Raw genomic sequence first — 20,491 nt, 5'->3', positions numbered from 1 at the left:
GAATTTTCTACGTCTTAGGGGGTGGCCGGAACTACTGCGCGACCTGGGTGATCTCGAACGGCACCGGCTGCTGGGCAGCGTGGGGGTGCTGGTCGCCCGAGTAGACCTTCAGCTTCGAGAGCATCTGACGGCCCAGGGTGTTCTTGGGGAGCATGCCCTTGACGGCCTTCTCGACGGCCTTCTCCGGGTTGTTCGCCAGGAGGTCGTCGTAGCGGACGGAACGCAGACCACCCGGGAAGCCGGAGTGGCGGTACGCCATCTTCTGGGACGCCTTGTTGCCGGACAGGTGAACCTTGTCGGCGTTGACGATGATGACGAAGTCGCCCATGTCCATGTGGGGGGCGTAAGTCGGCTTGTGCTTACCCCGCAGGAGGGCAGCGGCCTGGGTCGCCAGACGGCCGAGGACAACGTCCTGGGCGTCAATGACGAGCCACTGGCGCGAGATGTCGCCGGGCTTGGGGCTGAACGTACGCACGCGTATGCCTTCGCTTCTTCAGTGGTGGGTCATCCCCAGGGCGTGAGCCCACGGGGAAGGGTCCTGACAAGGGTCACCACGGACGATCACGACAGCCCTGGTCCACTACGGGGACGCAACCCGTGTGAACCGCTGGTCATCGGCCCGGTGGACCGGCGTAAGGCCCTTTCACGTGAGAATGAGAAAGCCAATACGCATAACAAACCAGCAGAGTACCCAAGAGGACCCGTACGGGTCAAAACGCGGTCCGCGATGCCGATTCAGCAGGCGTCGCGGCGCACTCCGGTTCGGTCCTGGGTGGGGACCCCGCAGTTGTTACTGGATCCAGAGTAACCCGAACGGAGCGCAGTGCTCGACGCGCCAGCATGATCGCGAGCCCGCAGAGGGTGGCGCAGTCCTTGAACGCGCGCCGCTTGTGGGCCAGCTCGGAGGGCCACGGCAGCAGCGCCACCTGGGGCGTCAGGGCCAGCCAGAACCAGGGCGAGCGGGGCATCGAGCCCGGTCGCACCGCCGAGGCCAGCAGCAGCGGGAGCACCACCAGCAGGTAGTGGTCGAAGGACGGCCGCGAGACCAGGAATGCGGCGAGCATCACCATGCAGGCCGTCTCCGCCAGCCGCAGCTCTCCCCCGTCCGCGTCCCCCGGACCGTCCGTACGCCGCCACCGCCGCCACGCCGCGACCAGCCCGCCCAGCGCCCCCGCCGCCGTCAGCAGCACCGCGACCGGCCCCGGCACCCCCAGCCGCGGCAGCACCGCGATCGGCGAGGCGTCCCAGGGCAGCGCGTACGCGTCCTGCCCGTGGAGCAGGAACGGCAGCGTCTTGGTGACGAACAGCGTCGGGCTCGGCATCATCAGCGCCCCGAGCAGGGAGACGCCGAGCGGCACCAGCACGGCCACCGCCAGCCCCCGCCACTGTCGGGCCAGTACGAAGAGCAGCCCGATCGGCACCAGCATGGGTTTGCAGGCGATGGCCAGCCCCACCACCAGCCCCGCCGTCGCCCAGGACCGACGGTGCGCGAACAGCAGCGCCATGGGCAGCGCGGCCGCCGAGATGGCGGTCCAGTTGCCGATCAGCACGAGGTTCACGTACGGCTTGTAGGCCAGGGCGAGCGCGGCGAACCCGCCGACCGCGAAGCGGGAGCGCGCCGGCACCGAGAACAGCCGCAGCGCGGTCCACCAGCCGACCGCCAGCAGGGCGGACATCGCCGGCGGGAGCACCCAGCGCAGCACCGGCTGGGGCAGCAGCGCCTCGGGGACGGCCATGATCACGGCGCTCGGGAGGTAGAGGAACCGCTTGTCCTCGTACGGGGACCCGCCCCCCAGCAGCGTCTGGGCCGCCTTCACCACGAAGGCGTTGTCCGAGCCCCAGTTCTCCCGCAGGCTGGTGGAGACCGCGATGCCGAGCACCACGGCCAGTGCGACGGCGTGCCAGGGCCCCGACGCCGGCCGCAGCAGCCAGACCACCAGCCGGTGCCCGAACGCGGGGTCCCGAACGGTTTCCCATCCCCTGAGCAGGGTGCCAGGCCGCAGCCGCACAACGCCTCCCGATCGCCGCTCGGGGGCGGTCTCCCCCTAGCGCTCGCGCTCGACCCTACGTTCGTCCCAGACCGGTTCCAGAGTCTCTCGCACAACACCGTCCGAACCGAAGACCAAGTAACGGTCAAATGTGCGGGCGAACCAGCGGTCGTGCGTGACGCACAGCACCGTGCCGTCGTACGCCTCCAGGCCGTCCTGGAGGGCCTCCGCCGACTCCAGGTCGAGGTTGTCCGTCGGCTCGTCCAGCAGCAGCGCGGTGGTACCGGCCAGCTCCAGCAGCAGGATCTGGAACCGCGCCTGCTGGCCGCCCGACAGCTTCTCGAACGGCTGGTCGCCCTGCCGCTCCAGCTCGTAGCGGCGCAGGGCGCCCATCGCCGCGCCGAGCGGTTTGGCCGCCTCCGTCCACAGGATGTCGACGAGGGTGCGGCCGAACAGCTCCGGGTGCGCGTGGGTCTGGGCGAAGTGGCCCGGGACCACCCGCGCGCCCAGCTTCCAGGTACCGGTGTGCTTGACGTCGTCGCCCGCCAGCAACCGCAGGAAGTGCGACTTGCCGGAACCGTTGGAGCCGAGCACCGCGACCCGCTCCCCGTAGAAGACCTCCAGCGAGAAGGGCTTCATCAGCCCCGTCAGCTCCAGGTTCTCCACGGTCAGCGCGCGCACCCCCGTCCGGCCGCCCTTGAGCCGCATCCGGATGTCCTGGTCGCGCGGCGGCTCCGGCGGCGGGCCGGCCTCCTCGAACTTCTGGAAGCGGGTCTGCATCGCCCGGTAGCGGGAGGCCATGTCGGGGCTGGAAGCGGCCTGGTTGCGCAACCGCAGCACCAGGGCCCGCAGCCGGGCGTGCTCCTCGTCCCAGCGCCGCTTGAGCTCCTCGAAGCGCGCGAAACGCTCCTTGCGGGCCTCGTGGTAGGTGGCGAAACCGGCGCCGTGCACCCAGACGTCCGAGCCCGTCGGGCTCGCCTCCAGGCTGATGATCTTCTCGGCCGCCTGGGTGAGCAGTTCCCGGTCGTGGCTGACGAAGAGGACCGTCTTGCGGGTGGCCCTCAGCTGCTCCTCCAGCCACCGCTTGCCGGGCACGTCCAGGTAGTTGTCCGGCTCGTCGAGCAGCAGCACCTCGTCCGGCCCGCGCAGCAGCGCCTCCAGCACCAGCCGCTTCTGCTCACCGCCGGAGAGCGTCCGGACCTCGCGGAACTGCGCCTTGTCGTACGGGACGCCCAGCGCGGCCGTCGTGCAGACGTCCCACAGGGTCTCGGCCTCGTACCCCTGGACGTCCGCCCAGTCCGAGAGCGCCTGCGCGTACGCCATCTGCGCCGCTTCGTCGTCCACCGTCAAGATCAGCTGCTCGGCGCGGTCGACGGCCTTCGCCGCCTCCCGGATCCGCGGCTGCGCCACCGACACCAGCAGGTCCCGCACGGTCGTCTCGTCCCGCACCGAGCCCACGAACTGCGACATCACCCCGAGGCCGCCGCTGACGGTGACCCCGCCGGCGTGCGGCTGGAGGTCGCCCGAGATCAGCTTGAGCAGGGTGGTCTTACCGGCCCCGTTCGCCCCGACCAGGGCGACCACCGACCCCTCCCCCACCCGGAAGGAGACGTCGGGGAGCAGCGCCCGCCCGTCGGGAAGGTAGTACTCCAGATGGCCGGCTTCGAGATGTCCCATGCCGCGCATTGTCCAGGCCCGCCCCCGATCCGCCCAAACGGATAACCGGACCGGCCGGCCCGGCGGTGGTCAGCAGCAGCCGGCTCCCGGCAGGGTGCGCAGGTTGCGCGCCTCCTTGCTGCGGGCCGCCAGCAGCTCGTCCGCCGGGTACCCGACCTCCTCCAGGGTGAGCCCGTGCGGCTTGACCACGTGCACCGAGGAGTCCCGTACGGCCGCCTCCAACACCTTGCCGGGCCAGTCGACCGGCCGGTGGCCGTCCCCGACGTGCAGCAGGGCACCCACCAGCGACCGGACCATGTTGTGGCAGAAGGCGTCGGCGCGCACCGTCGCGGTGACGACGCCGTCCTCCGCGCGCTCCCAGGCGAGCTGCTGGAGCGTACGGATGGTCGTGGCGCCCTCGCGCTTCTTGCAGTACGCGGCGAAGTCGTGCTCGCCCAGCAGCGCGGCGGACGCCTCGTTCATCGCGTCCACGTCCAGCGGCCATTGGTGCCACAGCACGTGCCCGCGGCGCAGCGGATCGACGCCCGCCTGGTGGTCGCCCACCCGGTAGGCGTAGCGGCGCCAGATCGCCGAGAACCGCGCGTTGAAGCCCTCGGGGGCCCGCGCGGCCTTCCAGACCCGTACGTCGTGCGGCAGCCGCCCCGCGAGGCGTCGCAACAGCTTGTCGTGGTGTTCGGCCCACACCTCCTCGGCCAGGTCGAACTGTGCGACCTGCCCGCGCGCGTGCACCCCCGCGTCGGTCCGCCCGGCGACGGTCAGCTCGACGGGCTCCTTCAGCCGCATCACGGTCTGCAGGGCGCTCTCCAGCTCGCCCTGCACGGTCCGCAGCGTGCGCTGCTTCGCCCAGCCGGAGAAGTCCTTGCCGTCGTAGCTCAGGTCCAGCCGTACCCGGACGTGTCCGGGCTCCACCTCGTCACTCACGTGACCGATCCTCTCAGAAACGCAGAACGGGCCCGCCCCGGCATGGGGCGGGCCCGTTCAGAGCCGATCAAACAAGCAGGATCCGAGGATCAGGCTTCCTTGGTCTCCTCGGCGGCGGGCGCCTCGGCCACGGCCTCGGCGTCCTTCGCGGCACGCTTGGTGGCGGCCTCGGCCTCACCGGTGGCCTGCTGCGCGACCGTCAGGGCCTCGACCAGCTCGATGACCGCCATCGGGGCGTTGTCGCCACGACGGTTGCCGATCTTGGTGATGCGCGTGTAACCACCGGGGCGGTTCTCGTAGCGCGGGGCGATCTCGGTGAACAGCGTGTGCACGATGCTCTTGTCCGTGATCGTCTGCAGCACCAGGCGACGGTTGTGGATGTCGCCCTTCTTGGCCTTGGTGACCAGACGCTCGGCGTAGGGACGCAGGCGGCGGGCCTTGGCCTCGGTGGTGGTGATGCGGCCGTGCTCGAAGAGCGCCTTCGCGAGGTTCGCGAGGAGGTGCTTCTCGTGCGCGGCACTGCCGCCCAGGCGGGCACCCTTTGCGGGACGCGGCATGGTGTTACTCCTTCATATCTGCACCGGCCGTGTCAGGTACCGGTGTCAGTTCCCCCGGAGCGGACGCCCCGGGAAAGATCTACGCGTGCTGCTTAGTACTGCTCGGTCTCGACGAAACCGGCGTCCGCGTCGTCGTCGGCGCCGAAGGCGTCGGCGGCGGCGGTCGGGTCGAATCCGGGCGGGCTGTCCTTGAGGGCCAGGCCCATGCCGGCCAGCTTCGCCTTGACCTCGTCGATCGACTTCGCACCGAAGTTGCGGATGTCGAGCAGGTCCGCCTCGGAGCGGGCGACGAGCTCACCCACGGAGTGGATGCCCTCGCGCTTGAGGCAGTTGTAGGACCGAACGGTGAGCTCGAGCTCCTCGATCGGCAGCGCCAGGTCGGCGGCCAGGGCGGCGTCCGTGGGGGACGGACCCATGTCGATGCCCTCGGCGTCGATGTTGAGCTCGCGCGCCAGACCGAACAGCTCGACCAGGGTCTTGCCGGCGGACGCCATGGCGTCGCGCGGGCGCATGGCCTGCTTGGTCTCGACGTCGACGATCAGCTTGTCGAAGTCGGTGCGCTGCTCGACTCGGGTCGCCTCGACCTTGTAGGTGACCTTGAGGACCGGGCTGTAGATGGAGTCGACCGGGATGCGGCCGATCTCCTGGCCCAGCTGCTTGTTCTGGACGGCGGAGACGTAGCCGCGACCGCGCTCGACGGTCAGCTCCATCTCCAGCTTGCCCTTGCCGTTGAGCGTGGCGAGGACCAGGTCCGGGTTGTGCACCTCGACACCGGCCGGGGGCGCGATGTCGGCAGCGGTGACCAGGCCGGGACCCTGCTTGCGCAGGTACATCACGACCGGCTCGTCGTGCTCCGAGGAGACGACCAGCTGCTTGATGTTGAGGATGATGTCGGTGACGTCTTCCTTGACACCCGGCACGGTGGTGAACTCGTGCAGGACGCCGTCCACGCGGATGCTGGTGACGGCGGCACCCGGGATCGAGGACAGGAGCGTGCGGCGCAGGGAGTTGCCGAGGGTGTAGCCGAAGCCCGGCTCCAGCGGCTCGATCACGAACCGCGAGCGGTACTCGTCGACGACCTCTTCGGTCAGCGAAGGACGCTGAGCGATAAGCATGTCTGTGTTCCTTCAGTCGTGGACGCCCACTATTTGACGCCCGACGGATACTGCTGGGTACTGCAAGGGTACGGGCGGCACGGCCCCCGAAGGGGTCGTACCGCCCGGACACTCAAAGACGCACAGGCGTCGCTGCGTCAGACGCGGCGGCGCTTCGGCGGGCGGCAGCCGTTGTGCGGGGTGGGGGTGACGTCCTGGATCGAGCCGACCTCGAGGCCGGTGGCCTGGAGGGAGCGGATCGCGGTCTCGCGGCCGGAGCCCGGACCCTTCACGAAGACGTCGACCTTGCGCATGCCGTGCTCCTGCGCGCGGCGGGCGGCCGACTCGGCGGCCATCTGCGCGGCGAAGGGGGTGGACTTGCGCGAGCCCTTGAAGCCGACGTGGCCGGCGGAGGCCCAGGAGATCACGTTGCCCGAGGGGTCCGTGATCGAGACGATGGTGTTGTTGAACGTGCTCTTGATGTGGGCGTGCCCGTGAGCGACGTTCTTCTTTTCCTTGCGGCGCACCTTCTTGGCAGCGCCCTGACGACCCTTGGGGGGCATCTAAATCTCCTACGGGAGGTGGTCGGTCCTACAGCGCAAGACCGCTGAACAGGACTACTTCTTGCCCGGCTTCTTCTTACCGGCGATCGCGCGACGCGGGCCCTTGCGGGTACGCGCGTTCGTGCTGGTGCGCTGACCGTGCACCGGCAGGCCACGACGGTGGCGGATGCCCTGGTAGCACTGGATCTCGACCTTGCGACGGATGTCGGCCTGGATCTCGCGGCGGAGGTCACCCTCGGTACGGAGGTTGGCGTCCACATACTCGCGGATCTTGACCAGGTCCTCTTCGGCCAGGTCACGAACGCGGGTGTTCGGGTTCACGCCGGTGGAGGCGAGGATCTCCTTGGACCGGGTGCGCCCGATACCGAAGACGTAGGTGAGTGCGATCTCCACACGCTTTTCGCGCGGGATGTCAACACCGGAAACGCGTGCCATTCAATGGCTCCTGTGTGTTCGGGGGTCTTCCGCAGAACCGTTCCCGACCGCCGACCACTCCTGATGGGTGATGGTACGTCCGGGTCCCCGGCCCCCGCCGGAGGTGCCGCCGGCCCCGTTCAGGGCTGGGCGGGTTCTGCGTATGTACGTTTTCTTACGTCGCGCGAAGAACTGCGGAAGGCAGGTCGGTCGGCGTGCGTCAGCCCTGGCGCTGCTTGTGGCGCAGGTTGTCGCAGATGACCATGACCCGACCGTGACGGCGGATCACCTTGCACTTGTCGCAGATCTTCTTGACGCTCGGCTTGACCTTCATGTGGGTGAGGTTCTCCGGGTCAGTGCCACCACCCGCGCCGGACCAGATGCCCGGTCGGGAGTGAGGACAAGATCTACTTGTATCGGTAGACGATCCGGCCACGCGTCAGGTCGTACGGAGACAGCTCCACCACGACCCGGTCATCGGGAAGAATGCGGATGTAGTGCATGCGCATCTTGCCGCTGATGTGCGCGAGGACCTTGTGACCGTTCTGCAGTTCCACCTTGAACATCGCGTTCGGGAGGGACTCGATCACGGTGCCCTCGATCTCGATGGCACCTTGCTTCTTGGCCACGCTTCGCCCTTCGAATCGGCTACCTTGATCAGCTCCGGTGCTCCACATGAAGACATGCGGATGCAAAGGAGCCGACGAGTCAGTCTACGTCAGGGCACCCAGAAAGACGAATCCGGAAAGTTTGCCCCACACACTAGATCACCAATCCTGGACGCCTCGCCCGGGACCGGTGGTACACGCCTAGCCCAGCGGGTCGGGGGCCGTGGTGACCCCGTACTCCGCGAGCTTCGCCTTGCCGCAGTCCGGGCTCGTCAGCACGATCGGGCCCGCTTCCGTCAGGGCGATCGAGTGCTCCCAGTGCGAGGACCAGGTGCCGTCCGTGGTGATGACCGTCCAGTCGTCCGCGAGGACCTCGGTCTGGGCGGTGCCCAGCGAGACCATCGGCTCGATCGCCAGACACACGCCCGGGACCAGCTTGATGCCCTTGCCCCGCTTGCGCGAGACGTAGTTCAGCAGGTGGGGGTCCATGTGCATCTCGGAACCGATGCCGTGGCCGCCGTAGTCCTCGATGATCCCGTACTTGCCGGTGGCCGGACGCGGCTGGCGGCGGATGTAGCCCTCGATCGCCTTCGAGATGTCCACCAGGCGGTTGCCGAGCTTCATCGCGGCGATGCCGGCCCACATCGACTCCTCGGTCACCCGGGAGAGCTCGATCAGCTCCGGGGCGTGACCGGTGCCCACGAACGCCGTGTACGCGGCGTCGCCGTGCCACCCGTCCACGATCGCGCCCGCGTCGATCGAGATGACGTCGCCGTCCTTGAGGACCGTCTTGTCGTCCGGGATGCCGTGGACCACGACCTCGTTCACCGACGTGCAGATCGTCGCGGGGAAACCGCCGTACCCGAGGAAGTTCGACTTCGCGCCGGCGTCCACGATGACCTTGCGGGCCACCATGTCCAGGTCCCGGGTCGTGGCGCCCGGCACGGCCGCCTCACGGGTCGCCGCGTGGATCGCGGCGACGACCAGCCCCGCCTCGCGCATCTTCGCGATCTGCTCGGGCGTCTTGAGCTGCACCATGGAACGGCCTTCCACCTTCTGAAATCGGGACTTCTCAACAGTACGGCCGCGGTGCCTCTGGGACACCGCGGCCGTACCTGCACAACGAGGGGGTGGGACGGGGGCTACTTCTTCAGGGCGTCCATCGCGCGTCGCGTGACGTCCGCGACCTCACCGAGGGCGGGGATCGTCGACACGAGGCCCTGGGCCTTGTAGTAGTCGATGATCGGCTCGGTCTCCGCGTGGTACACGGCCAGCCGGTTGCGGACGGTGTCCTCGGAGTCGTCCCCGCGCTGGTACAGCTCGCCGCCGCAGTGGTCGCAGACGTCCTCGACCTTCGGCGGCGCGTACGCGACGTGGAAGACGTGCGCGGAGTCGTTGCGGCAGGTCCGACGACCGGCGATGCGCTTGACGACCTCGTCCTCCTCGACCTCCAGGTCGAGGACGGCGTCGAGGTGGAGACCGGCGGCCTTGAGGATCTCGTCGAGCGCCTCGGCCTGCGACAGGTTGCGCGGGAAGCCGTCGAGCAGGAAGCCGTTCGCGGCGTCGGGCTGCTCCATCCGGTCCTTGGCCATCCCGATGGTGACCGAGTCCGGGACGAGCTCGCCGGCGTCCATGTAGGACTTCGCGCTCTTGCCGAGCTCGGTGCCCTGGCTGATGTTGGCGCGGAACAGGTCGCCCGTGGAGATGTGCGGGATCGACAGGTTCTTGGCGAGGAACGCGGCCTGTGTTCCCTTGCCGGCGCCGGGGGGCCCGACGAGGACGATACGCATCAGCGGAGGAACCCTTCGTAATTACGCTGCTGGAGCTGGCTCTCGATCTGCTTCACGGTTTCCAGACCCACACCCACGATGATGAGGATGCTCGTCCCGCCGAACGGGAAGTTCTGGTTCGCTCCGAAGCCCGCCAACGCCATTGTCGGCACGAGAGCGATCAGACCCAGGTACAGCGACCCCGGCCAGGTGATCCGGTTGAGTACGTAGCTCAGGTACTCGGCGGTAGGCCGGCCGGCGCGGATGCCCGGGATGAACCCACCATACTTCTTCATGTTGTCTGCAACTTCCTCGGGGTTGAACGAGATCGCCACGTAGAAGAACGCGAAGAACACGATCAGGAGGAAGTAGGCCGCGATGTAGTAGGGGTGGTCGCCCTTGACGAAGTGCTTCTGGATCCAGGTCGCCCAGGACGCCGTCGAGCCGCTGAACTGCACGACCAGAGCCGGGATGTAGAGCAGCGACGAGGCGAAGATGACCGGGATGACACCGGCCTGGTTGACCTTGAGCGGGATGTAGGTCGAGGTGCCGCCGTACGCGCGGCGCCCGATCATGCGCTTCGCGTACTGGACCGGGATCCTGCGCTGCGCCTGCTCGACGAAGACCACCAGGGCCACCATCGCGAGACCGACGAGGATCACCACTCCGAACTCGACCCAACCGTCGGCGATCTTGCCCTGGAGCTTGATCTGCCACATGGCGCCGATGAAGCCGGCCGCGATCGAGATGAACATCAGGATCGACATGCCGTTGCCGATGCCGCGGTCGGTGATGAGCTCGCCGAGCCACATCACGACGCAGGTGCCGGCGGTCATGGTGAGCACCATCGTGATCATGGTGAAGATGCCGCGGTCGTAGACGATCTCGGTGCGGAGCTGGCAGGAACCGAAGAGCGCACCCGTCTTGGCGGTGGCCACCAGACCCGTGCCCTGGAGGATCGCGAGCGCGACCGTCAGGTAACGCGTGTACTGGGTGATCTTCGCCGTGCCGGACTGCCCCTCTTTCTTGAGGTTCTCCAGCTTCGGGATGACCACAGTCAGCAGCTGCAGGATGATGCTCGCCGTGATGTACGGCATGATTCCGAGCGCGAAGATCGTGATCTGCAGCAGTGCGCCACCGCTGAACATGTTGACGAGGCCGAACAGGCTGTTGCCGGTCCCTGCCTGGTCCACACAGAACTGGACGTTCTTGTAGTTCACGCCGGGGACCGGGATGTGGGACCCGAGGCGGAACAGCACGATGATGGCGAGCGTGAAGAGCAGCTTCTTGCGCAGGTCGGGCGTCTTGAACGCCCGGGCGAACGCGGTGAGCACGGTGCCTCCTGCGACCCCCGCGCTACTGCGTCAGAGGTGACGGTCTGAGGGATCGACGAATACGTACAAGCAAAGGTGCAGCCACCTTACCGGCGACTGCGCCCCCCGTGGAACGACCAACCGGGGATGCCCCATATGTGAGGCACCCCCGGTCGGGTTTCAGCTATTTGTCACGTGCGTTCGTCTTAGACGAGCTCGGTGACGGTGCCGCCGGCAGCGGCAATCTTCTCCTTGGCGGAGGCGGAAACGGCGTCAACCGAAACCGTCAGCGCCACGGAGATCTCGCCCTGGCCCAGGACCTTGACGAGGCTGTTCTTGCGAACCGCGCCCTTGGCGACCAGGTCGGCCACCGTGACTTCTCCACCCTCGGGGTAGAGAGCGCCGAGCTTGTCCAGGTTGACCACCTGGAACTCGGTGCGGAACGGGTTCTTGAAGCCCTTGAGCTTCGGCAGGCGCATGTGGAGGGGCATCTGCCCACCCTCGAAGCGCTGCGGGATCTGGTAACGGGCCTTCTGGCCCTTCGTACCACGACCGGCCGTCTTACCCTTCGACGCCTCACCACGACCGACACGGGTCTTCGCGGTCTTGGCGCCGGGGGCGGGACGGAGGTTGTGGGCCTTCAGCGGGCTGTTCTCAGCCATGATTAGTCAACCTCCTCAACCGTCACGAGGTGGCGGACGGTCTGCACCATTCCGCGGAACTCGGGGCGGTCCTCCTTGACGACCACGTCGTTCAGGCGCTTGAGCCCGAGCGAACGCAGAGTGTCGCGGTGGTTCTGCTTGCTGCCGATGTACGACTTCGTCTGCGTGATCTTGAGGCGGGCCATCAGACACCCGCCCCGGCACGCGCACGAAGCAGAGCCGCGGGGGCGACGTCCTCGAGGGGCAGACCACGGCGAGCCGCGATCTCCTCGGGACGCTGCAGGCCCTGGAGGGCCGCCACGGTCGCGTGCACGATGTTGATCGCGTTCGAAGAGCCGAGCGACTTCGACAGGATGTCGTGAACGCCGGCGCACTCCAGCACGGCACGCACCGGACCACCGGCGATAACGCCGGTACCCGGGGAAGCCGGCTTGAGCATGACGACGCCCGCCGCCTTCTCGCCCTGGATCGGGTGAGGGATGGTGCCCTGGATGCGCGGAACCTTGAAGAAGTTCTTCTTGGCTTCCTCGACACCCTTGGCGATGGCCGCGGGAACTTCCTTGGCCTTGCCGTAACCGACACCTACGGTGCCGTCACCGTCGCCCACCACGACCAGCGCGGTGAAGCTGAAGCGGCGACCACCCTTGACAACCTTGGCGACGCGGTTGATCGCGACAACGCGCTCAACGTAAGCGGTCTTCTCGGCGGCAGGGCCACCGTCGCGACCCTTCCGGTCCCGCCGCTCGCCGCCACCGGCACCGCTTCCGCGGCGCTGGGGTCCAGCCATTGGATTACCTCTCTCTGTTACGTCCGTGAGTCCCGGAACCGGGGCTTAGAACTTCAGCCCGGCTTCGCGGGCGGCGTCAGCCAGAGCGGCAATGCGCCCGGCGTATCGGTTGCCACCGCGGTCGAACACGACGGTCTCGACACCCGCGGCCTTGGCACGCTCGGCGACGAGCGCGCCGACAGCCTGGGCCTGGGCGCTCTTGTCGCCTTCGCCACCGCGGATCGAAGCGTCCAGGGTCGACGCCGACGCCAGGGTGTGACCCTGGAGGTCGTCGATGACCTGAGCAACGATGTTGCGGTTGGAACGCGTCACGACGAGGCGCGGACGCTCCGCCGTACCCGAGACGTTCTTGCGGATGCGGATGTGGCGGCGAGCCTTGGCAGCGCGCTTGTACGCGTCGCCCTTGGCGATCTTCACACCGTATGCCATGGCTACTTACCAGCCTTTCCGACCTTGCGGCGGATGACTTCGCCGGCGTACTTGACACCCTTGGCCTTGTACGGGTCGGGCTTCCGCAGCTTGCGGATGTTGGCGGCGACCTCGCCGACCTTCTGCTTGTCGATGCCCTCGACCGTGAACTTGGTGGGCGACTCGACCTTGAAGGAGATGCCCTCGGGCGCCTCGATCAGGATCGGGTGGCTGTAGCCAAGCTGGAACTCCAGGTCGGAGCCCTTCGCGGCGACGCGGTAACCAACACCGCTGATCTCGAGAGCCTTGACGTATCCCGTGGTCACACCGGTGATCATGTTCGCCACCAGCGTGCGGGACAGGCCGTGCAGGGCCTTGTTCTGACGCTCGTCGTTCGGGCGGATGACGTTCAGAACGCCGTCCTCACCCTTGGCGACGGCGATGGGCGCAGCGACGGTGTGCGAGAGGGAACCCTTGGGGCCCTTCACCGCGACCGTGCGGCCATCGATGGTGACGTCCACACCGGCGGGAACCTGGATGGGGAGCTTGCCGATTCGCGACATTGCTTTTCCTCCGTTCCCGACTACCAGACGTAGGCGAGGACTTCCCCACCTACGCCCTTCTTGCCTGCCTGCTGGCCGGTGAGGAGACCGTGGGACGTGGAGATGATCGCCACGCCCAGGCCGCCGAGCACCTTCGGCAGGTTGGTGGACTTCGCGTACACGCGCAGACCGGGCTTCGAGATCCGCTTGATGCCCGCGATGGAGCGCTCACGGTTCGGCCCGAACTTCAGCTCGAGGACGAGGTTCTTGCCGACCTCGGCGTCCTCGACCTTCCAGCCGGTGATGAAACCCTCCTGCTTGAGGATCTCTGCGATGTGCGACTTGATCTTGCTGTGCGGCATCACGACGGTGTCGTGGTACGCCGAGTTAGCGTTACGCAGACGCGTGAGCATGTCTGCGATCGGGTCAGTCATGGTCATGAAGTGGCCTTCGGCCTCTCTCGCCGGGGTTTCCTGTATGCGCCATCCCTCTCCCCACTCAGTGGCGGGACGGGTGCGGTGCGGGGACCTACGGCGTAGTAAGTCGTTATGGGCGGCGGACGCCCAACCACACAAGCCTAAGGCATGCGCGGCCGGGCATCCGCCGACCAGATGCTTACCGAGAGTGCCTGGAAGTTCCCAAGTCCTTGCGGACCTGCGGAATTACCAGGAGCTCTTGGTCACGCCCGGCAGCTCGCCACGGTGAGCCATCTCACGAAGGCAGACGCGGCACAGGCCGAACTTGCGGTACACGGAGTGGGGGCGACCGCAGCGCTGGCAGCGGGTGTACGCACGCACACCGAACTTGGGCTTGCGGGCAGCCTTCGCGATGAGAGCCTTCTTCGCCATCTCGCTTACGCCTCCTTGAAGGGGAAGCCGAGGTGACGAAGGAGGGCACGGCCCTCGTCGTCGTTGGTCGCCGTGGTGACCACGGTGATGTCCATACCCCGGGTACGGTCGATCTTGTCCTGGTCGATCTCGTGGAACATGACCTGCTCCGTGAGACCGAAGGTGTAGTTGCCACGGCCGTCGAACTGCTTCGGCGACAGACCACGGAAGTCACGGATACGCGGCAGCGCGAGCGACAGCGTACGGTCCAGGAACTCCCACATGCGGTCACCACGGAGGGTGACGTGGCAGCCGATCGGCTGACCCTCACGCAGCTTGAACTGCGCGATGGACTTGCGGGCCTTCGTGACGGCCGGCTTCTGACCGGTGATCGTCGTCAGGTCGCGGATGGCGCCGTCGATCAGCTTGGAGTCGCGGGCGGCGTCGCCCACACCCATGTTGACCACGATCTTCACGAGACCGGGGATCTGCATGACGTTCTCGTAGGAGAACTCCTCACGCAGCTTGCCCGCGATGTCCTCGCGGTACTTCGTCTTGAGACGCGGAGTGGTAGCCATCAGATGTCCTCACCCGTCCGCTTGGCAACGCGGATCTTGTTGCCCTCGTCGTCGAAGCGGTAGCCGACGCGGGTGACGACCTTCTGGCCGTCCTTCTCCACGACCAGCTGAACGTTGCTGACGTGGACCGGCGCCTCGGTGATCACGATGCCACCGGTCTGCGAACCACCAGCGGTCTGACCGGCCTTGGTGTGCTTCTTGACCCGGTTGACACCCTCGACGAGGACGCGGTTCTCGCTGGGCATGGCCGCGATGACCTTGCCCTGCTTGCCCTTGTCCTTACCGGTGATGACCTGAACCAGGTCGCCCTTCTTGATCTTCATGCTTACAGCACCTCCGGCGCGAGCGAGATGATCTTCATGAACTTCTTCTCGCGCAGCTCACGGCCCACGGGGCCGAAGATACGGGTGCCGCGAGGGTCGCCGTCGTTCTTGAGAATGACAGCGGCGTTCTCGTCGAAGCGGATGTACGAGCCGTCCTGGCGGCGGCGCTCCTTGACGGTGCGAACGATGACCGCCTTGACGACGTCACCCTTCTTCACGTTGCCACCGGGGATCGCGTCCTTGACGGTGGCGACGATGACGTCACCGATGCCCGCGTAGCGGCGACCGGAGCCACCGAGAACACGGATGCAAAGGATTTCCTTGGCACCAGTGTTGTCGGCGACACGCAGTCGCGACTCCTGCTGGATCACGTCTATCTCCTGATTGTCTGCCGGTTCCCGGCGAGGGGTCCGTTACCGGAGCCCCTCGCCGAGCCTGGCGGAACTGACCTGAGGGAAACCCCCCAGGCTATGTCTGGCGGAACTCGCTTGCGCGAGGTTCCTTACTTGGCCTTCTCGAGGATCTCGACGATGCGCCAGCGCTTGCTCGCCGACAGCGGACGCGTCTCCATGATGAGGACGCGGTCGCCGACGCCGGCAGCGTTCTGCTCGTCGTGAGCCTTGAGCTTGTTCGTACGGCGGATGACCTTGCCGTACAGGGCGTGCTTCACGCGGTCCTCGACGGCGACGACGACGGTCTTGTCCATCTTGTCGCTGACGACGAGACCCTCACGGGTCTTGCGGAAGCCGCGGTCCTGGGTCTCAGTCACATTCTTCTCGCTCATCAGGCGCTCTCCACCGTCTCGATGCCGAGCTCGCGCTCGTGCATCAGGGTGTAGATCCGGGCGATGTCCTTACGGACGGACTTGAGCCGGCCGTTGTTCTCCAGCTGGCCCGTGGCAGCCTGGAAGCGCAGCTTGAACAGCTCTTCCTTGGCCTCGCGCAGCTTGCCAACGAGCTCCTCGTTGCCGAGCTCACGCAGCTCGGACGCCTTGGTTCCCGTCGCCATCACGACTCACCTGCCTCGCGCCGAACAATCCGGCACTTCATCGGAAGCTTGTGAGCAGCGCGGGTGAGCGCCTCACGAGCAATCTTCTCGTTCGGGTAGGACAGCTCGAACATGACCCGACCCGGGTGCACGTTCGCGATCCACCACTCGGGAGAACCCTTACCGGAACCCATGCGGGTCTCGGCGGGCTTCTTCGTCAGCGGACGGTCCGGGTAGATGTTGATCCAGACCTTGCCACCACGCTTGATGTGGCGGGTCATCGCGATACGAGCCGCCTCGATCTGGCGGTTCGTCACGTACGCCGGGGTCAGCGCCTGGATGCCGTACTCGCCGAACGAGACCTCAGTACCGCCCTTGGCCATACCACGGCGCTTCGGGTGGTGCTGCTTGCGGTGCTTGACCCTACGAGGGATCAGCATGTCGGTCAGGCCTCCGTTCCGGTGCTCTCGGCCGGAGCGGCGGCGGGAGCGTCGGCCTTGGGGGCCTCGGCACCAGCAGCCTGCTGCGGCTTGCGGCCACCACGGCCGCCGCGCTCGCCACCACGGCCACCACGGCCGGCGGGACGGTCGCCAGCGCCGGCACCACGGGCCGGGCGGTTACCCGCACGGGCCGCGGCGTTCTCGGCGCGAACCTCGGCGATGTTCTTGACGTCGCCCTTGTAGATCCAGACCTTCACACCGATACGGCCGAAGGTGGTCTTGGCCTCGAAGAAGCCGTAGTCCACGTTCGCGCGCAGCGTGTGCAGCGGCACACGACCCTCGCGGTAGAACTCGGAGCGGGACATCTCGGCGCCGCCGAGACGGCCGCCACACTGGATCTTGATGCCCTTGGCGCCGGCCTTCATCGTGCCCTGCATGCTCTTGCGCATGGCACGACGGAAGGAGACGCGGGAGGAGAGCTGCTCGGCAACGGCCTGGGCAACCAGCTGAGCGTCGAGCTCGGGGTTCTTGACCTCGAGGATGTTCAGCTGGACCTGCTTGCCCGTGAGCTTCTCGAGGTCACCGCGGATGCGGTCGGCCTCGGCGCCACGGCGGCCGATGACGATGCCCGGACGAGCGGTGTGGATGTCCACACGCACGCGGTCACGGGTGCGCTCGATCTCAACCTTCGAGATGCCGGCGCGCTCCATGCCGGACGTCATCATCCGACGGATGGCGACGTCTTCCTTGACGTAGTCCTTGTACAGCTTGTCGGCGTACCAACGCGACTTGAAGTCGGTGGTGATGCCGAGCCGGAACCCGTGCGGGTTTACCTTCTGGCCCATTACCGGGAACCTTCCTTGCTGCTGACGACCACGGTGATGTGGCTGGTCCGCTTGCGGATCCGGTAGGCACGGCCCTGGGCACGCGGACGGAACCGCTTCAGGGTCGGACCCTCGTCCACGAACGCCTCGCTGATGAACAGCGAAGAGGCGTCCGGGTGGTTGTAGTTGTGTGCGGCGTTGGCAATGGCGCTGTCAAGCACCTTGCCGACCGGCACGCTCGCGGCCTGCGGGGCGAAACGCAGGACCGCCTGAGCCTCCGTGGCATCCATGCCACGGATAAGGTCCACCACGCGGCGGGCCTTCATGGGCGTGACGCGGATGTACCGCGCCTGGGCCCTGGCTTCCATGGTTGTCCCTTCGGTGTAAGTCATAGTCGTTACCACCCCGCCTTTAGCGGCGCTTCGACTTCCGGTCGTCCTTGACGTGGCCGCGGAAGGTGCGAGTCGGCGAGAACTCGCCGAGCTTGTGGCCGACCATCGACTCGGTGACGAACACCGGGACGTGGGTCTTGCCGTTGTGCACCGCGATGGTGTGACCCAGCATGGCCGGGATGATCATCGAGCGACGGGACCAGGTCTTGATGACGTTCTTGGTACCAGCTTCGTTCTGAGCGTCCACCTTCTTGATGAGGTGTCCGTCGACGAAGGGTCCCTTCTTGAGACTGCGCGGCATCTAAACCCGCTCCTAGCGCTTCTTGTTCGTCTTGCGGCGGCGGACGATGTACTTGCTCGAAGCCTTCTTCGGCGAGCGAGTACGACCCTCCTTCTGACCCCACGGGGAGACCGGGTGGCGACCACCGCTGGTCTTGCCCTCACCACCACCGTGCGGGTGGTCAACCGGGTTCATCGCGACACCGCGGACGGACGGGCGAACGCCCTTCCAGCGCATACGGCCGGCCTTGCCCCAGTTGATGTTCGACTGCTCGGCGTTGCCGACCTCGCCGACCGTGGCGCGGCAGCGGGCGTCGACGAGACGGATCTCACCGGACGGCATGCGGAGGTGGGCCATGGTGCCCTCCTTCGCCAGCAGCTGCACGGACGCACCCGCGGAGCGGGCGAACTTCGCACCGCCGCCGGGACGCAGCTCGATCGCGTGGATGGTCGTACCGACCGGGATGTTGCGCAGCGCCAGGTTGTTGCCGGGCTTGATGTCGGCCGTGGGGCCGTTCTCGATCCGGTCACCCTGCTGCAGACCGCGCGGCGCGATGATGTAGCGCTTCTCGCCGTCGGCGTAGTGCAGCAGCGCGATGCGCGCGGTGCGGTTGGGGTCGTACTCGATGTGCGCGACCTTGGCCGGCACGCCGTCCTTGTCGTGACGACGGAAGTCGATCACGCGGTAGGCGCGCTTGTGTCCGCCACCCTGGTGGCGAACGGTGATCCGACCGGTGTTGTTACGGCCGCCCTTGCTGTGCAGCGGGCGAACCAGCGACTTCTCCGGCGTGGACCGCGTGATCTCGACAAAGTCGGCGACGCTGGAGCCACGACGGCCCGGGGTCGTCGGCTTGTACTTGCGGATACCCATTTCTCAGTCCTCGTCCGATTCCGGACGACTCAGGACTCCGTTAGGAGCCCTGGCCGCCGAAGATGTCGATTCGGTCGCCCTCAGCGAGGGTCACGATGGCGCGCTTGGTGTTGGCGCGCTTGCCGAAACCGGTCTTGGTCCGCTTGCGCTTACCCTGACGGTTGATCGTGTTGACCCCGGTGACCTTGACCGAGAAGACCGCCTCGACGGCCTGCTTGATCTGGGTCTTGTTGGCGCCAGGCGCGACGATGAACGTGTACTTGTTCTCGTCCAGCAGCGCGTAGCTCTTCTCCGAGACAACCGGCTTGATCAGCAGGTCGCGCGGGTCAGTGAAGGTCTTGCTGGTAACGGTCGCCTCGGACATCAGGCGTCGCTCCCTTCGGTCTCGTCGGCCTTGGGGCCAGACACGAAGGACTCGAGCGCGGCCTGAGTGAAGACCACGTCGTCAGAGACGATCACGTCGTACGTGTTCAGCTGGCCCGGCTCCAGGATGTGAACCTGGGGCAGGTTGCGGGCGGACAGCCACGCGGCCTCGTCGGCGCGCTCGACGACCAGGAGCAGGTTCTTGCGCTCCGAGATCTTGCCGAACAGCGTCTTGGCGGCCTTCGTGGAGGCGGCACCCTCGACCACGCCGGTGACGACGTGGATGCGGGAGTGACGCGCACGGTCCGAGAGGGCACCGCGGAGGGCGGCGACCTTCATCTTCTTCGGGGTCCGCTGCGAGTAGTCACGCGGCTGCGGGCCGTGGACGACGCCACCGCCGGCGAACTGCGGAGCGCGGGTGGAACCCTGACGCGCGCGGCCGGTGCCCTTCTGGCGGTACGGCTTCTTGCCACCACCACGGACTTCGCCACGGGTCTTGGTCTTGTGCGTGCCCTGACGGGCAGCGGCCAGCTGTGCGACGACGACCTGGTGGATCAGCGGAACGCTGGTCTTCGCGTCGAAGATCTCCGCGGGGAGCTCGACGGTACCGGCCTTGTCGCCTGCCGGCGAAAGGATGTCAATGGTGCTCATTAACCTCAAGCCCCCTTGGCCGCGGTACGGACCAGGACGAGGCCGCCGTTCGGACCGGGGACTGCGCCCTTGATGAGGAGCAGACCCTTCTCCGCGTCTACCGCGTGGATGGTCAGGTTCTGGGTGGTGACGCGCTCGTTGCCCATACGACCAGCCATGCGCATGCCCTTGAAGACACGCCCAGGGGTGGCGCAGCCACCGATCGAGCCGGGGGAGCGGTGCTTGCGCTGCACACCGTGACCGGCGCCGAGGCCCCGGAAGTTGTGCCGCTTCATGACACCGGCGAAGCCCTTGCCCTTGCTGTTGCCCGTGACGTCGACCTTGACGCCGGACTCGAACACCTCGGCAGTGATCTCCTGGCCGAGCGTGTACTCGCTGGCGTCGGAGGTGCGGAGCTCCACCAGGTGGCGGCGGGGGGTGACGTCGGCCTTGGCGAAGTGGCCCTTGAGGGGCTTGTTCACCTTGCGCGGGTCGATCTCGCCGAAGGCGATCTGGACCGACTCGTAGCCGTCGATGTCGTTCGTACGGACCTGGGTAACGACGCAGGGTCCGGCCTTGACCACGGTCACCGGGACGACACGGTTGTTCTCGTCCCAGACCTGGGTCATGCCGAGCTTCTCGCCCAGGACGCCCTTGATCTGCTTTGCCATCTT

The 20,491-nt window shown here is 67.0% G+C and carries 33 protein-coding genes; all 33 read right to left on the bottom strand.

The features are described 5' to 3' along the window. Positions 1-31: 31 nt before the first annotated feature. On the bottom strand, positions 32-475 hold the full coding sequence (gene rplM / locus ACFVXJ_RS16350) for a 50S ribosomal protein L13 (protein ID WP_136213237.1): 444 nt from the start codon (positions 473-475) through the stop codon (positions 32-34). Positions 476-710: 235 nt separating this feature from the next. Then, positions 711-2,009 (bottom strand): glycosyltransferase family 87 protein, encoded by a 1,299-nt coding sequence (locus ACFVXJ_RS16345; RefSeq protein WP_389662330.1) that lies wholly within the window; start codon positions 2,007-2,009, stop codon positions 711-713. Positions 2,010-2,045: 36 nt separating this feature from the next. After that, the gene (locus ACFVXJ_RS16340; RefSeq protein ID WP_389662329.1) at positions 2,046-3,665 is read right to left on the bottom strand and encodes an ABC-F family ATP-binding cassette domain-containing protein; all 1,620 of its coding nucleotides are present in this window, start codon (positions 3,663-3,665) and stop codon (positions 2,046-2,048) included. Positions 3,666-3,734: 69 nt separating this feature from the next. Beyond that, positions 3,735-4,586 (bottom strand): tRNA pseudouridine(38-40) synthase TruA, encoded by an 852-nt coding sequence (truA, locus tag ACFVXJ_RS16335; RefSeq protein WP_389662328.1) that lies wholly within the window; start codon positions 4,584-4,586, stop codon positions 3,735-3,737. A gap of 89 nt (positions 4,587-4,675) precedes the next feature. Beyond that, positions 4,676-5,143: a 50S ribosomal protein L17 gene (gene rplQ, locus ACFVXJ_RS16330; RefSeq protein WP_030298228.1), complete on the bottom strand. Its 468-nt coding sequence runs from the start codon at positions 5,141-5,143 to the stop codon at positions 4,676-4,678. A gap of 92 nt (positions 5,144-5,235) precedes the next feature. Beyond that, a complete protein-coding gene (locus ACFVXJ_RS16325; protein WP_007265920.1) occupies positions 5,236-6,258 on the bottom strand; it encodes a DNA-directed RNA polymerase subunit alpha in 1,023 nt (340 codons plus the stop codon). Positions 6,259-6,395: 137 nt separating this feature from the next. Next, positions 6,396-6,800, bottom strand: a complete 405-nt coding sequence (gene rpsK, locus ACFVXJ_RS16320) for a 30S ribosomal protein S11 (RefSeq protein WP_003956432.1) — start codon at positions 6,798-6,800, stop codon at positions 6,396-6,398. Positions 6,801-6,854: 54 nt separating this feature from the next. Beyond that, complete coding sequence (gene rpsM, locus ACFVXJ_RS16315) at positions 6,855-7,235, bottom strand: 30S ribosomal protein S13 (RefSeq protein WP_030710357.1); 381 nt, start codon at positions 7,233-7,235, stop codon at positions 6,855-6,857. A gap of 199 nt (positions 7,236-7,434) precedes the next feature. Continuing rightward, on the bottom strand, positions 7,435-7,548 hold the full coding sequence (gene rpmJ, locus ACFVXJ_RS16310) for a 50S ribosomal protein L36 (protein ID WP_003956441.1): 114 nt from the start codon (positions 7,546-7,548) through the stop codon (positions 7,435-7,437). Positions 7,549-7,621: 73 nt separating this feature from the next. Next, positions 7,622-7,843, bottom strand: coding sequence for a translation initiation factor IF-1 (infA, locus tag ACFVXJ_RS16305; protein ID WP_003956442.1), 222 nt, complete (start codon positions 7,841-7,843; stop codon positions 7,622-7,624). Positions 7,844-8,023: 180 nt separating this feature from the next. Then, positions 8,024-8,860, bottom strand: coding sequence for a type I methionyl aminopeptidase (gene map / locus ACFVXJ_RS16300; protein ID WP_389662327.1), 837 nt, complete (start codon positions 8,858-8,860; stop codon positions 8,024-8,026). Between the two features lie 104 nt (positions 8,861-8,964). Continuing rightward, the gene (locus ACFVXJ_RS16295; RefSeq protein ID WP_389662326.1) at positions 8,965-9,612 is read right to left on the bottom strand and encodes an adenylate kinase; all 648 of its coding nucleotides are present in this window, start codon (positions 9,610-9,612) and stop codon (positions 8,965-8,967) included. After that, positions 9,612-10,925: a preprotein translocase subunit SecY gene (secY, locus tag ACFVXJ_RS16290; RefSeq protein ID WP_389662325.1), complete on the bottom strand. Its 1,314-nt coding sequence runs from the start codon at positions 10,923-10,925 to the stop codon at positions 9,612-9,614. The genes ACFVXJ_RS16295 and secY overlap by 1 nt, the downstream gene beginning before the upstream one ends. A 185-nt stretch (positions 10,926-11,110) precedes the next feature. After that, positions 11,111-11,566 (bottom strand): 50S ribosomal protein L15, encoded by a 456-nt coding sequence (gene rplO / locus ACFVXJ_RS16285; RefSeq protein ID WP_030154704.1) that lies wholly within the window; start codon positions 11,564-11,566, stop codon positions 11,111-11,113. A 2-nt stretch (positions 11,567-11,568) separates the two neighbouring features. Continuing rightward, on the bottom strand, positions 11,569-11,751 hold the full coding sequence (gene rpmD / locus ACFVXJ_RS16280; RefSeq protein WP_053682614.1) for a 50S ribosomal protein L30: 183 nt from the start codon (positions 11,749-11,751) through the stop codon (positions 11,569-11,571). Next, entirely contained in the window at positions 11,751-12,353 is a 603-nt protein-coding gene (gene rpsE / locus ACFVXJ_RS16275) for a 30S ribosomal protein S5 (RefSeq protein WP_136213231.1), read from the bottom strand. Before rpsE ends, rpmD begins: the two co-directional genes overlap by 1 nt. 45 nt (positions 12,354-12,398) lie before the next feature. After that, positions 12,399-12,782, bottom strand: a complete 384-nt coding sequence (rplR, locus tag ACFVXJ_RS16270; RefSeq protein ID WP_030026334.1) for a 50S ribosomal protein L18 — start codon at positions 12,780-12,782, stop codon at positions 12,399-12,401. A gap of 2 nt (positions 12,783-12,784) precedes the next feature. Beyond that, positions 12,785-13,324, bottom strand: a complete 540-nt coding sequence (rplF, locus tag ACFVXJ_RS16265; protein ID WP_053682616.1) for a 50S ribosomal protein L6 — start codon at positions 13,322-13,324, stop codon at positions 12,785-12,787. 20 nt (positions 13,325-13,344) lie between these two features. After that, positions 13,345-13,743 (bottom strand): 30S ribosomal protein S8, encoded by a 399-nt coding sequence (rpsH, locus tag ACFVXJ_RS16260; protein WP_007265911.1) that lies wholly within the window; start codon positions 13,741-13,743, stop codon positions 13,345-13,347. A 222-nt stretch (positions 13,744-13,965) separates the two neighbouring features. Then, entirely contained in the window at positions 13,966-14,151 is a 186-nt protein-coding gene (locus ACFVXJ_RS16255; protein ID WP_003956452.1) for a type Z 30S ribosomal protein S14, read from the bottom strand. A 5-nt stretch (positions 14,152-14,156) separates the two neighbouring features. After that, a complete protein-coding gene (gene rplE, locus ACFVXJ_RS16250) occupies positions 14,157-14,708 on the bottom strand; it encodes a 50S ribosomal protein L5 (protein WP_030298216.1) in 552 nt (183 codons plus the stop codon). Next, positions 14,708-15,031, bottom strand: coding sequence for a 50S ribosomal protein L24 (gene rplX / locus ACFVXJ_RS16245; RefSeq protein WP_136213229.1), 324 nt, complete (start codon positions 15,029-15,031; stop codon positions 14,708-14,710). The genes rplE and rplX overlap by 1 nt, the downstream gene beginning before the upstream one ends. A 2-nt stretch (positions 15,032-15,033) precedes the next feature. Next, a complete protein-coding gene (gene rplN / locus ACFVXJ_RS16240; RefSeq protein WP_003956455.1) occupies positions 15,034-15,402 on the bottom strand; it encodes a 50S ribosomal protein L14 in 369 nt (122 codons plus the stop codon). 131 nt (positions 15,403-15,533) lie between these two features. Further along, positions 15,534-15,815, bottom strand: coding sequence for a 30S ribosomal protein S17 (gene rpsQ, locus ACFVXJ_RS16235; protein WP_053682619.1), 282 nt, complete (start codon positions 15,813-15,815; stop codon positions 15,534-15,536). Continuing rightward, positions 15,815-16,039, bottom strand: coding sequence for a 50S ribosomal protein L29 (rpmC, locus tag ACFVXJ_RS16230; RefSeq protein WP_008739703.1), 225 nt, complete (start codon positions 16,037-16,039; stop codon positions 15,815-15,817). The genes rpsQ and rpmC overlap by 1 nt, the downstream gene beginning before the upstream one ends. After that, entirely contained in the window at positions 16,039-16,458 is a 420-nt protein-coding gene (gene rplP, locus ACFVXJ_RS16225; protein ID WP_030026326.1) for a 50S ribosomal protein L16, read from the bottom strand. The genes rpmC and rplP overlap by 1 nt, the downstream gene beginning before the upstream one ends. Before the next feature lie 5 nt (positions 16,459-16,463). Next, the gene (gene rpsC / locus ACFVXJ_RS16220; protein ID WP_007265905.1) at positions 16,464-17,303 is read right to left on the bottom strand and encodes a 30S ribosomal protein S3; all 840 of its coding nucleotides are present in this window, start codon (positions 17,301-17,303) and stop codon (positions 16,464-16,466) included. After that, on the bottom strand, positions 17,303-17,650 hold the full coding sequence (gene rplV / locus ACFVXJ_RS16215; protein WP_136213228.1) for a 50S ribosomal protein L22: 348 nt from the start codon (positions 17,648-17,650) through the stop codon (positions 17,303-17,305). The genes rpsC and rplV overlap by 1 nt, the downstream gene beginning before the upstream one ends. Positions 17,651-17,693: 43 nt before the next feature. Further along, positions 17,694-17,975 carry a 30S ribosomal protein S19 gene (gene rpsS, locus ACFVXJ_RS16210; RefSeq protein WP_043230274.1) on the bottom strand — a complete coding sequence of 94 codons (282 nt, stop codon included), beginning with the start codon at positions 17,973-17,975 and terminating at the stop codon, positions 17,694-17,696. Between the two features lie 12 nt (positions 17,976-17,987). Further along, positions 17,988-18,824: a 50S ribosomal protein L2 gene (gene rplB / locus ACFVXJ_RS16205; protein ID WP_136213227.1), complete on the bottom strand. Its 837-nt coding sequence runs from the start codon at positions 18,822-18,824 to the stop codon at positions 17,988-17,990. A 40-nt stretch (positions 18,825-18,864) separates the two neighbouring features. Then, the gene (rplW, locus tag ACFVXJ_RS16200; protein ID WP_073912895.1) at positions 18,865-19,188 is read right to left on the bottom strand and encodes a 50S ribosomal protein L23; all 324 of its coding nucleotides are present in this window, start codon (positions 19,186-19,188) and stop codon (positions 18,865-18,867) included. Continuing rightward, entirely contained in the window at positions 19,188-19,838 is a 651-nt protein-coding gene (rplD, locus tag ACFVXJ_RS16195) for a 50S ribosomal protein L4 (RefSeq protein ID WP_030026322.1), read from the bottom strand. Before rplD ends, rplW begins: the two co-directional genes overlap by 1 nt. A 5-nt stretch (positions 19,839-19,843) precedes the next feature. Next, entirely contained in the window at positions 19,844-20,488 is a 645-nt protein-coding gene (rplC, locus tag ACFVXJ_RS16190; RefSeq protein WP_007265899.1) for a 50S ribosomal protein L3, read from the bottom strand. Between the last annotated feature and the right edge of the window lie 3 nt (positions 20,489-20,491).

Origin of the sequence: Streptomyces sp. NPDC058279 (assembly GCF_042881255.1) — a bacterium.
GTDB lineage: Bacteria > Actinomycetota > Actinomycetes > Streptomycetales > Streptomycetaceae > Streptomyces.
The sequence above is the reverse complement of the archived record's forward strand: the minus strand, read 5'-3'. Positions and strand labels throughout refer to the sequence as shown.